The 12,534-nt window shown below is 43.6% G+C and carries 7 protein-coding genes; 3 read left to right on the top strand and 4 right to left on the bottom strand.

From position 1 onward, the window contains the following. The first annotated feature begins 33 nt into the window (after positions 1-33). From GT360_RS19485 to GT360_RS19475, 3 genes are all read left to right on the top strand, one after another. Positions 34-1,194: a DUF2971 domain-containing protein gene (locus tag GT360_RS19485; RefSeq protein WP_164650607.1), complete on the top strand. Its 1,161-nt coding sequence runs from the start codon at positions 34-36 to the stop codon at positions 1,192-1,194. 605 nt (positions 1,195-1,799) lie between these two features. Continuing rightward, positions 1,800-3,506 carry an autotransporter assembly complex protein TamA gene (locus tag GT360_RS19480; RefSeq protein ID WP_239502651.1) on the top strand — a complete coding sequence of 569 codons (1,707 nt, stop codon included), beginning with the start codon at positions 1,800-1,802 and terminating at the stop codon, positions 3,504-3,506. Positions 3,507-3,629: 123 nt separating this feature from the next. Next, a complete protein-coding gene (locus GT360_RS19475; protein ID WP_164650606.1) occupies positions 3,630-5,162 on the top strand; it encodes a phospholipase D family protein in 1,533 nt (510 codons plus the stop codon). Positions 5,163-5,228: 66 nt separating this feature from the next. Here GT360_RS19475 and GT360_RS19470 read toward each other — a convergent pair whose 3' ends face one another. The 4 genes from GT360_RS19470 to GT360_RS19455 form a co-directional block, all read right to left on the bottom strand. Beyond that, positions 5,229-6,686 (bottom strand): phospholipase D family protein, encoded by a 1,458-nt coding sequence (locus GT360_RS19470; RefSeq protein WP_164650605.1) that lies wholly within the window; start codon positions 6,684-6,686, stop codon positions 5,229-5,231. 75 nt (positions 6,687-6,761) lie between these two features. Further along, positions 6,762-9,020 (bottom strand): carboxylesterase family protein, encoded by a 2,259-nt coding sequence (locus GT360_RS19465; protein ID WP_164650604.1) that lies wholly within the window; start codon positions 9,018-9,020, stop codon positions 6,762-6,764. Positions 9,021-9,231: 211 nt separating this feature from the next. Continuing rightward, positions 9,232-10,893, bottom strand: coding sequence for a hypothetical protein (locus GT360_RS19460; RefSeq protein ID WP_164650603.1), 1,662 nt, complete (start codon positions 10,891-10,893; stop codon positions 9,232-9,234). Between the two features lie 272 nt (positions 10,894-11,165). Next, positions 11,166-12,533 carry an FUSC family protein gene (locus GT360_RS19455; RefSeq protein ID WP_164650602.1) on the bottom strand — a complete coding sequence of 456 codons (1,368 nt, stop codon included), beginning with the start codon at positions 12,531-12,533 and terminating at the stop codon, positions 11,166-11,168. Position 12,534: the final 1 nt, after the last annotated feature.

Below are 12,534 nucleotides of genomic sequence, written 5' to 3'. Positions count from 1 at the left end.
AGCAAGGCGTTATACGCTAAATGGAGAATAATAATGTACGTCTATAGATATCGCTCTCCAGGGCTTCTCTCACAAAAGGGGCTCATTTATGACGAATGGTATTTTGCATCCCGAGAAGAGTTAAATGATCCAATCGATATGCAGTCAAAATTTGAGTTTCCTGCGAATAGTAAATGCACTTGGGTTCGTGCAATTCAATCGATATGGAAAAACGAAGCGTGGGCAGAAATAGCTGCAAGTTACTTCAACAGCATATGTCCGATCTCTGTGGAGCAACTGCTTGAAGAATATGAACACCACTCAGTAAAGGTGTTTGAAAACATATTTAAAAGTTGCGAAATCAACCTAGTTGATTTGCAGCAACTAGGAGATTTACAAAAGCAATTTAAGGCTATGCTATCGCTTTACGCACCTAGTGCTGGATACTCGGTTTCACTATCTACCTGTAACAATGAAATGCTCATGTGGTCTCACTATGCGGCAAGTCATTCTGGTTACTGTTTGATCTATCGACCAATTGATGGCTATTTATATCAGTGCTCTAGTCGAACGAAAGATAGCTTATCAGTAAGTAAGGGACATAAGATTTTAATTGGTAACAAATTCAAGGTAAAGGCAATTGAGTACGAAAATCAACTTGAAGCCATAGATGCTTTTTGTTTATTACCTGCTGACAACACAGGATATAAGTTTAAAACAGAGGAAGATCGTTTAGGCTTCCATGCGAAAATTCAAAACCAATTATTAACAAAAAATGAGTGCTGGGCATATGAGCAAGAAGCTCGCTTGCTTCTCCCTCAACCTAGTAAGTTTATTTCTGGTGAATCCTCGCTTACTAACTTTCAGCGGCTATTCAACTATGACTTTAATCAAGTCGTGGGAATCATTTTTGGTGCTCGCATGAAAGAACACGAAAAGTTGGCGATTAAAGAAATCATTAATGCAAAGCTTGAGAAACGATTCCGAGATTTAGGCGGTAGCTCAACAAAAACACATGTTTTTGATTTTCTGTACCAACAGGCTGAAATTTGTTCATCATCTAGGGTTGTCAAAATTACAGACCAAGAACTGATATCAATGGGAACACAACTAGAGGTTGGTACTGAATATTACGAAAGACAACTTATAGCTTGGAAAGAGTTTAAAGGGATAACTGTTGAGTCAGGTAGATACAGCTATGATGCGATCCCTTAAGGCGCGTATACATTTAACAAACGACTATGGCGTCAATAACTAACTTTTAGCTATGTTTTCGTCCCAAATGGTGTCATCTCTTAACATCGAATTGTGTATCACAACTATTGTACGAACTTTTAAGGTTTCAGGATACTTTTTCTAATCTGGTTGGAACAATTTAGAGCAATGCATCTAAATCGTTTTTGTCCAAAAACGTGTTTCAGCGGATGGTCAAGAAAAATCATAAATGCCTAGCGAGTAGAGAGCTGCGCGAGCGTCAGGAGTGGCTTTATTATTTTACTTTACCATCATTTCCCTTAAATACCCTTTTGGCAGGGTGATGGTTTCACGCAGTGAGGCCATCGCCTTGCTAAGCCTTCAGGGATAAAAAAGCGTACACACCAATATACATAGTATGTACGCTTTATATAGCCATAAGAAGCATTGCCAGTAAAGAGTTGTCACTCACTCACACGCGAATAGACATGGTTTTTACTGTATACTCTTGATGCGGGGCTTTTTTGCTTTTTCATGCCTATGTGGATAGCATCCTACATACTCGATTAACTGCTTTTTAAGCCATCACTTAAAGTAGGTCACTCTCAATAATGTAGGTGGTTTGCGTGGTTAATTTACATCGTTGGTTAAGTGTGATTGTTACAAGCGCACTGCTGTGCTCCACCCCTAGTTTTTCTAAAGCATTTTCAATTGAAGGGGTTCCCAGCAACCTACAGAAAAACGTTGAGGACTATCTCAATGGTATTGATGAGGAATCACTCCAAAATTTGTCGCGTCACCATCTCGACAAACTGATTAAGCAGGCGTTAAACCCCTATGGCTATTATCAGCCGAGCTTTTCTTTACAAACGTTAAGTGATGGTTCAAGCGCGCTAGTGATTGAAAAGGGGGAGCCCGTTCGCCTCAAAGTGGTCGATATCTCGATTAATGGTGAAGGCAAAGAGGATCCCGACTTTGTCTTAGCTTTGTCGGAAGCTCAGTTGAGGTTAAATGATGTATTAAACCATGAGCGATATGACCATCTGAAAAATCGCCTGCGCTCTTTGTCTTTAAGTAAGGGGTATTTTGACGCTCAGTTTGAGAAAGCAAGGCTCGAGGTGATTCCAAGTCAGCTTAGTGCCCATGCTATTTTGCATTTTAACACCGGCCCTCGCTATCGTTTTGGTGAGACGGTTATTAAGGGCTCTCAAATTCGTCGTGATAGGGTTGATAACTTGAGGTCTTTTGAAGTGGGTAACTACTTCAATGCACAACTACTCAATGAGTACCAAGTTCAACTTTCAGAGGCAGGGTGGTTTAATCATTTAGCTGTGAAAGCAGATATTGATCATGCTAATCAAGACTTAGAGCTGCCAATAGAGGTGGACGTTGCGCCTCGCTCGAAGAATGTGGTTCAGGTTGGTGGCGGGTACTCCAGTGATGTTGGTGTAAAGGGGTCATTAAGATGGGCGCAACCTTGGTACAACGATAAAGGGCATAGTTTTGATAGTGAAGTGAGTTTGTCTCAGCCAGAGCAGCTCGTAAACTTGGGCTATAAGATTCCCAACCATGATGTGTTGACGGATTACTATGGTATTCAATTTGGCGTCAACCATGTCGATTATCTTGATACCAAACGCTTTACTTCCGACCTGACCTTTGAGAAACACTGGAAGCTTGACCAGGATTGGCAAACCACAGCGTATGTGAAGTACTTGTATGAGGACTACACACAGGCATCAGATGCCGCAACCATGCAGTTACTACTACCAGGCATCTCATTTAGTTATCTAGAGCAGAAACCGGATAGCCAAGAGATCTTGCACCGTCATATGCTGTCTTTGGAGTATTCAGACCCTAATTTGATGTCTGACAGCCGAGTGCTACGCTTGATGGGAGAGTCCGTTCTCTCTTGGACGATTACCCCAAAGCAGAAATTTCATTTACGAGTGAATGTTGGTGCTAACTTTACCGATGATCTTTCCGATATCCCCTCTTCGTTGCGTTTTTTTGTAGGTGGAGACGGAAGCTTGAGAGGGTATGATTACGAGTCTATTTCCCCATCAGATAAGAATGGCGAACTGACAGGCGCGCTCTACATGGCAAACATGGGCTTAGAGTATCAATACAATGTCTTCAATGACTATTGGCTCGGTGCCTTTTTCGATGTGGGTGATGCATTTGATAAACAACCAGAGCTCCATCGAGGCACAGGGCTAAGCCTGATTTGGGACACCAAGTTTGTGCCGATAAAGCTCGACTTTGCCTATGGCTTGGACGCAAAAGAGGGGGATGAGTTTCGAGTTCACTTCTCTTTGGGGACACAGTTTTAGCGTTGTTCAACGCGCAGGATGTCGATCCGTTTGGTATACTGTTTCTATTCGTTAATAAAATCAACAACTAGAAACAGTGAACAGCTAAAGGATGATAGCTGAACGACTAAGGAACCCAACTCGATGCCTGCGCTTCAACGCACTCTTTTCTCTCTTTTATTACTTTTCACTACGGTGGGTTGCTCGTCTCTTCCCGAGCAAATCGACCATCCCCAAGAATCTGTGGCTGCGACGACCGATACCGCGCTTTCTCAGATTAGCCAACAGTACATAGATAGCCAACTTGCTCTGGGGAAAAGTGCAGTGGCTTTGCAAGATACTGGCTGGGATGCACTAGCGCAGCGTTTGGCTCTCGTAGAGCTAGCACAACAAAGTATTGATATTCAATACTATATCTGGAACTCAGACCATTCAGGTCAATACCTTGGCAGCCGCTTGCTTGCCGCCGCTGACCGAGGCGTTAAAGTTCGTTTAATGTTAGATGATATCAATCTCAACGAACGAGAAGACATGCTGACCACGTTGGATGCCCACCCAAATATAGAAATTCGAATCTATAACCCCATCCCAACTCGAAAAGGTATGGCGAAGTTTGTGCGTGTTCTGGGTGATTTCACTCGTTTGAATCGACGTATGCACAATAAAACCTTCACCGTTGATGGCGTATTTTCTGTCGTCGGCGGCCGCAATATCGGTGATGAGTATTTTGACTTAGCTGACGATATTAACTTTCGAGATCGTGACGCATTAATCACTGGGGAAGTGGTTCCAGAGATACAAACCAGCTTCTTAACTTACTGGGATAGCGGTTGGTCTTACCCGATTGATTTATTGGGCGGTGAGGACAAAGGGTTTCTTTCTGATGTTGAACCGATTGAAGCGCCGCAATACCTAAATTATCCGGCACTGCCTCAAGATAACGAACAGGCACTGACTCTTCTCACTGAACTGGTGAGTTCAATGCGTGTTGTGGATGCCGATTTTGTTTACGATCAACCTGTACCGGAAGATGCTGGCAACACTGATGAGCCGAAACTAACGGCAAGAGTGCTGTATGAATTGGTTCAAGCGGCAGAGAGTGAGGTTTTGCTTGAGTCTGCTTATCTTGTGATTGACGACCGACAGCTTGAGGAGCTCAAGAAGATCACAGCAAGCGGTGTTGATGTGAAAGCACTGACCAACTCCATGGCATCAAATGATCTAGTAACAAATCACTCTGCTTATGCAGGGCGTCGCCTTGACATGCTTGAGCATGGCATGCACTTATTTGAACTTAAACCCGAAGCCGAGTTGTGTTTTGAATCTACCCAAGATTTAGCTAAATGTGCGCCAGCCGCCGCTTATGGTCTTCATACTAAATCGGCGGTGTTTGACCGACAAATCGCAGCTATAGGTTCATTTAACTTCAACTTGCGTTCTACGTATTTGAACACGGAATCTTTATTGGTCATTCGCGATGAAGCACTGGCTGCTGAACTTGCAGGCGAGATGTTGCACGCAATGGAAGAAGAGAACAGTTGGCGACTGGGTTTAGAAGACGGTGCCGTGCGTTGGTATTCTGAGGACCAATCGTGGGATACAGAACCCGATACAGGCCAGTGGGAGCGATTTAAATCAGGGTTCTTACAACTGCTGCCGATTGAAAAGTACCTTTAAATGAATAAAAGAGTCACTGATTTGCACTCTCTACGCAAATAACAGTGACTCTTTTCACATTGAACTTTACAGCTCAAACTCTCCATCCATTTTCTTGAAGATCCAATCTGGGATCTTGTGCCAACCGCTGTAATTAGGGTCTCTTACATGGTGCTCTTCACCTGACTGCCAGACCGTATTACCGCTATCATCTCGTGTGACTTGCCAGTAGATGCTCTCTTTTTGTTTTGCTAAGTAGTGATGGACATCTTGTGCGAACGTAGGACTGCGAATGAACACACCAAACTCAACGTTGAGGAAGTCTGATCTTGGGTCAAAGTTTGAGGACCCAATGTAAGTCACTTCATCATCGATGATCAGAGTTTTGTTGTGATAGTAAGTATCCACATGGAAAAAGTGATCCTCGTTCACTGCCTGGTCGCGGTATTCATGAATCTCTACCCCCAAATCTAACAATGTTTGACGATGCTCTTTGTAGTACGCTGGGATAAACAGAGAATCGTTAGATGCCGACGAGTTGGTATAGAGAGAGACTTGTGTGCCTTGGCTCGTTAGGCGTTCAATCACGTCAAATTTGCTCTGTGAGGGAACAATATACGGGGTTGAAATCGTGACTTGCTGAGCGTTAGCTAACTCTTCTTCAACGGCCACTTCGGCACGCGCCCTAAAGTATGGCTTCTGGTCTTTGAGTTTCTCTAGCGAGTCAAAGACAGGCGTGGCGACTACATCAATATACTTCATCTCTTTTAAACGCTTGATGTTATTTTCAATGTCGAGAATGACCCCCGAATGCTTACGATTTACCTTGTTTAGTGCCTTATTAAGCGCTTTATATTCTGCATTTGCCTTAACCGTGATTTGGCTTTCAATTGGCATGACGTGTTCACTCGTCCATAGGACTTCGTAGTTTGATGCAAATGGCTTGAGGATCTCGCCTTTAAATAGGGTATCCATATCGAAAAAATTGGCGCTTTGGCTATATCCGAAATAGGCATCACCAATGTTTCTTCCACCGAGGATCATGGTGTGATGATCGACGTTGAAGTACTTCTCGTGCAAGCGATGATCAAGATCTTGCTGGTGGCGCATGAAATCACCTGAGCGACCCAGCCAACCACTTTTACGCGAGTGGAAAGGGTTAAAAAGCTTAATCTCGATGTTGGCGTGCTGATTGGCCTCGGCAAGCCACTTTTCATTGAATACCAATAAATCGTCTAGCACTAGTCGAACTTTTACCCCTCTGTCAGCCGCGAGCTTTAGCTCATTGACTAATAGCAGGCCAACGGTGTCTTTGTCCCAAGAAAAGTAAGTCAGATCAATACTCTTCGTCGCATTTCGAACCAAATCGATGCGTCGTGCAAGGGCTTCAGGGGCGCTAGGTAAAAGATGCACTTGAGCGTTGTACTCTTGGCTCTGCCAATTCGTTTGAAAATCTTCCTCTACGTGAGGGTAAGGGCTGGCACATCCTGTCACCAGTATTGAGAATGCAAGCGCCATCAGCGCGTGAAAACGTGAGAAATACATAGTGAAGTTCCGTAGGTAAAGTCGATAAGAAAGTGGCCAGATAACTGGCCACCTTTGATTGTTGTTGTGTTTGGATTATTGCAGCGGGATTTCGTAGTCTGTCATGTACTGCAGCATTAAACCTGACTCATTGAGACCCTGCAATCGACCAGAGCCAAAGCCTGGTGTCGTTGTCTTGTTGTGCGTTGAGTCCCAATCAAGTTCTTCTGAAATTTCACCGTCTGCATCAATAGAAAGTACGTTGTCTAGCTGTGCGGAGTAGTTATGGTCTGTAAACAGCTCATTGCTGAACCACAAGCGAGACATGTCATTCATCAATGCTTGGTCTTTCTTCGTTGGACTTACTTCTGTGCCATCTAGCTTAAATGGCTTGTTAAAGATGAACGGCAGCTCAGAACCACTACATGCACCAGACAAGCAAGCAACTGACTTTAATAGGTCGCCGACATCTAGGTCTCCCTCTTGACCGTCAGTGTTGTGTGTCCAGACGTTAAAGCTTGGTTTGAAGGCAAAGTGATACAGTGTTGCTGGTGCATCGAAGTTACCTTCTGCCTTAATTGCTTGATTGCGAGCAGGGCCTTGGAACAGCATATCGTTCATTAGCATTTTGAACGATGCCATGTTGTCAGTCGCTCCGCCGAGCTCGTTCTCAGATTTTGGAGCATACTCCGTGAGTTGGAGTAACTCGTTGTTCATTTCCGAGTTACCAAGACCAAAGAACAGTTTGGTTACAGCCTCATAAGCTGATGATGGTAAAAGGTCTAATACATCACCCAACTCGAGTTGTGCACTCACCTCATTGGCAGACAAGCTTGATACCATATCGACAACACGTTGCTGGTTATCTTCCTGTTGTAGCCAGATAACTAAGTTGATGGCTGAGTTATCGTCATCGATTGGCTCAAACGTGCCATTATCAATATCTTCCTGCAGCAACTCTAAGATCGTTGGGATCAAGAAGGTTAATGTTGGCAACATGCTCATTGTGTTTGAGTCTTTTGCGTTGTTGCCTATTATTGTTGGCACGGCAATGCCCGAGAGTACTGGTTGAGAGTTTAAATGCTGTCCTTTGTGTTGAGTACAACCAAATAGTCCACACGTCTCATAGCTATCGATATAAGGTAAGAAAGGCATAAAATTTGCCATCGGCGTGGCATTTTCTTTTGATATAACACCAATAATGTTCTCTGATAGCCAACTAATCGTTTTGGTCACTGGATTAGCAATCTCGTATTTTTGTGTATCTAGAACGATATCTAAATCTATGTTCTGTAGTTGAGAGACATAGTCGTCAGCACATACCGTGTTTTTTGATAAAGTAGGCATATCGTCAACAATAGGCTTTAGTTTTTCACTTACTTCATCAGGTAAAATATTAAGTGCAAGCAGTGCATTTAACGCTTGTTTTATAACATTTAGAGAAGTTTTGGTCTCGGTAGTACCAAAAGCTTTGCATATCTCCGTAGTGTTTCCTTGCGCAGTTTCATATGTTTGATAGTCAAGACCATAGGGCGTACTTTGCATAATTGAACGCTGGATGTAGTTATTCGCAACAGGACTATTATCGCTGCTATCACTCATCTGAAGGATGCTCACAGATGACGCACCAGAACCCTGTCCAATAAGTGTTACCTTTTGTGGATCGCCACCAAACACCGCGATATTTTCATTGACCCACTGCAGGGCACGCTTTTGGTCACCAATACCAAAGTTACCGCCTTTTTCGTCATCAACCCACATTGAACCAAGTAGGCCTAAACGATAGTTGAAACTCACGTAGATAAACGGACTACCTTCACTTGCACCTTGAGCAACAACGGTATCGCCTTGAACAAGCGCATTTGAACCAGCGCCATACTCAAAATCACCACCGTGAATGAACACATAGACTGGTAGTTCGGCATCATCAGCGACACCAACAGGACGCCAAATATTGAGGTTTAAACAATCCTCAGATTGACCAAGCTCAGTCTTTTTCGTTTGTGGGCAAACAAAGCCAAACTCTGTTGCATCGGCCAAACCCTCTTCGCTCTCAAGGTCAGACAGTTCAACAATCTTACTATGCGCAAAACGCTCAGCCTCAGCAAACTTAATCCCCTTAAACGCCTCAACATAACCAATTTTGTCATCTTCAGTGTTTGAGGTGATCACAAGCGACTCTTTCATCGCTTTAACAGCAGTATCACCAATTTGAACGGTAATTTCTTCAGCCGGAGCAGGAACTAACGGCTCAGGAACTTCAGGAAAAGGAACGGTTGGCTCACTGTCTTTACCACAGCCAGCTAGCGCAGCGGCAAGGGTGATAGCAATTAGAGAGCGGTGTGCAATAGTCATAAATGTGTCCACAATAGTAATGTTCGGTAAAGTAACGAGATTCGCATCTGTACCGTCAAACCTGCAGATCCATCGGGGTAAGTCTCCATCAGTGGAGCATTTGACGAGCTGTTTGATTTCGGGTGCCATAATACGGCGATTAATTTAAATCGCGTAATCTCGTTTGAAGGATGTCGCCCTACAATATTTGTAGGGCATTCGGTGTTAGCAGTTAGAATCGGTAGCCAAGGTTGACTGTGAATGAATCACGAGTTTCGCCTTTGTTATAAAGAACCGATAGGTTGTAGTTCTTACCGATCTGCTTGTTGAAACCAGTCAGAAATGCCCAGTTGTTTAGCTCAACACCTACATCGTAATCGAACTCAATATCACCTGTTTTCACTGTGCCCTGCATGCGAGAGTCAAGGCCTTGGTATTCAGCACCGAAGAAGATCTGAGCGCGGTAATCGACTAGCTGGTAGCCCAGCATAGGTTGCACAGTCACAATGCCATCACCCCAATCTGTTAAGCCTTTTAGGCGAGTTTGTGAGTAGGTACCTGTTACCGAAGCGAAGAACTCACGATAGCCGACAGAAAGGGTGGTACCCACACCTCGCAAATCGTACTCAAGGTGCAGTGGTACATTCAAACGACCGGTATTACATAGCACAGATAGACCGTCACAGAATGCATCACCCAGACCGTTTAGCTTGTCGTTAAGCTTATCTTTAATCGCTTGTCCCGCTTCACCGGTATAGGCTGCATCAACGTTTGCATCAACATTAATTTTGCCCACGTAACCAAACACATTCCAAAATGGAAGAATGTTTACGTCACCACGCAGCGAGATACTTTCCGCGTTTACGGTTGCAATGCTGTCACTTGGGTCAAAAAGATCGTTGAGTCGCACTCCACCGATAACATAGTCGCTCATCGGAATGTTCATGTCCTGATTACGATACGCCACAGAGATACCATATGGCAGTGGTAGGTCGATACCTTGACGACGAACCATGTCACCCATTAGTGGGAAAACTCGGTCTAGTTTCACGTTTTCGACTTGCATGCGTGGGTCAGAAACTTCTTCTAGACGTTGCTTGTCCATCACCTTAACGCCCTCTTTGTCATCAAAGAAAGCGACTGGGTAGGTTTCTGACTCATAACGAGCGACCTTTTTGCCGCGCCTTCCATCAATCGTCACTTTCTTACTCGCAATGTAGATTGCGCCATTGTCGTGTTGTGCTAAGTCGATCTCTTGGTGATATTTTTCCGCTAGGTAACCATCAAACTTGAATGGTTTGCTGTTGGAGATCACCATACGTTGCGGTACACCGTCTTTGACTTCAATGTTGACTTCAAGGAATCGGAAGTAGGCGATGTCCTGAGGAAGTGCATATTTAGAGTACTTGAAACTGATATCGACAATACCATCGCCGCGTTCAACGGCTTTTACCGAAGATGGGTCGTAGCTCTGTGCGTAGTTTCTTAAACGATATTCAGTACGTGTCGATTTTTCGATATCAGAAATGATGTCCTCATTTTCATCGAGTTCTTCTTTGTTGTATTTGATTCTAAGGTCAATATTGCCTTTGTTGTCTGTATTTTTGACAAGGTATGCGGTTGATTCGGTTACCTTATCACCCACGACAAAGCGACGATGAACATGTTCTACCAAATGCTCGCCTTGTGCGAGGGAACTCATACCAAACTTTGGTAGATCTTCATCAACACCGTACTTTTCAAATATTTCTTTACCATGTTTAATTACGGCAATTTCTTCTGGTGTTTGTTTTTTTGCATTGGCGTTCGGTGCAATCGCAAAAGCTACTGAAGCGGCTAAAAGAGAAACTAGAATTTTTGATTTATTATGTTTAGTTTTAGTTGAAACGGTCATATCGCTACTCATCCAATAAGAGGCCAAGGCTATGGCGTCTTACTTGGTAAAGAATCAGTGAACACACCTTGTTCGCTGGTTGGTTACCTCTTTTTTCGGTAATTCGAAAAGAAGAATTGCGCTACGACGTTCGTCAGTAGCTGTTGAGATGGGGGTATCTTAAAGATGGTGCGAGAATGGTGTTAATCCCTTATGTAGGACGATATCCACACAAGGGATTAAAATGAGACAAATCCACGTAAAATCAGAGCATTAAATTGTTTTGTTCGCGATTATTTTAGTAGTGGTTTGTACAAATCAGTGAAGAAACGTGCCACCAACAGAGCCAACATGACACACACCAGCATAGAAATAGAAGTGTCGACACTGTAAACCGGCGTCAAGTGCAGCGCTCCCATCGTCATAATCATCATGAGGTTGCCACCCAAAACGCGATAGACACCATATTTAGGAGAAGAAAAGATTTTCCACAAGAAGAACGTATTAATGAAATACAATCCACAGAGCTGCCAAAGCTCAGTAAAAGTAGGCATTAATAGTACGTATTGGGCACTAAACACAAAGCCAAAGACGATCACTCCATAGAATGCGTGTTTCATCATTTCATCAGGCAAAGACGGCAGCATGCAGGAAAAGATACCCATCACCATAGGAAACATCGGCCCAATAGGTACGGGTAAATAGATCCATATCATCAATCCTGTGACGAACATACTCATCCCTTTTAACGCTCGGATAAAGTTGTTCTTACTCAATGTCTGTTGACGATAGTTCTCTTTCACATGTTGCTCGATAGAGTGAAAGCGTGATTCGACAATCGAGAAATAGCGTTCACTGGATGCGTTGAGATCTCGAAGCTCTTCTGAGCTTATGATTTTGTTCAAGTTTAATGTTGGGGTATCACAATCATGACTGGCATTGAGACACTGCAAACGATAGTCAATGAATACCACTAGCACCATCACCCGTTTATACCAAAGCTCATATTGGTTCTGCAGGGTATGACTGTGAGTGAGAGGAACCAGCAATATCTCGTGCAATTTTTCAGCTTGCAGTTTTGCCGCCTCAAGCTCTGAACGCAATTTATGCACGCTTATGCTTGACCCTTGTTCATCAATATTGATGAGTTTTGCTTTCAGTTGGTCGAAAAGCGAAAAGAACACCTCTTCAGTGTTGTGTGGCCAGACAAATCGGTAGATAAATGAAAATACCGTCACGCCTAAGAGTGTTTCTTGAATGCGAAGCACCACTAAATCAAAGGTAGTGACACTGTCAAACCCACCAATGCTCGCGATGATAAAGCAGACGGGAACACTGATTTTAAACGCGTAGCCATAGAAAACGTGGTTATAGAGCACCATGCAAGTGCCTAAATACAGCGTTAGTAGGCTGAGAAACAGAAATCGGTCTTGCGAGAAAAAGCTGACTAAAGTGATGCCTACACTAATACCCAAAAGTGTACCCAATATACGGTTGCGTCCCTTGAGCATGGAATGCCCAAATGTCTCATTGAGTGCCAGTACAATAACGGTGATACCCGCCCAATAGGGTTTCTCCCATTGGAAAAAGATCGCTAGTGCTATTGAAATACTGATTGCAAGTCCGACTTTGATCGCTTCTTGTGTAGACCGACTAAACATG

The sequence above is a fragment of the Vibrio astriarenae genome (genome assembly GCF_010587385.1).
GTDB classification, from domain to species: Bacteria; Pseudomonadota; Gammaproteobacteria; order Enterobacterales; family Vibrionaceae; genus Vibrio; species Vibrio astriarenae.
This window is presented reverse-complemented; position numbering and strand designations above follow the sequence as displayed.

Coding starts and splice junctions, on each gene's coding strand:
- GT360_RS19485 (WP_164650607.1), top strand. CDS start 34: ATGTACGTCTATAGATATCGCTCTCCAGGGCTTCTCTCACAAAAGGGG.
- GT360_RS19475 (WP_164650606.1), top strand. CDS start 3,630: ATGCCTGCGCTTCAACGCACTCTTTTCTCTCTTTTATTACTTTTCACT.
- GT360_RS19470 (WP_164650605.1), bottom strand. CDS start 6,686: ATGTATTTCTCACGTTTTCACGCGCTGATGGCGCTTGCATTCTCAATA.
- GT360_RS19465 (WP_164650604.1), bottom strand. CDS start 9,020: ATGACTATTGCACACCGCTCTCTAATTGCTATCACCCTTGCCGCTGCG.
- GT360_RS19460 (WP_164650603.1), bottom strand. CDS start 10,893: ATGACCGTTTCAACTAAAACTAAACATAATAAATCAAAAATTCTAGTT.
- GT360_RS19455 (WP_164650602.1), bottom strand. CDS start 12,533: ATGTTTAGTCGGTCTACACAAGAAGCGATCAAAGTCGGACTTGCAATC.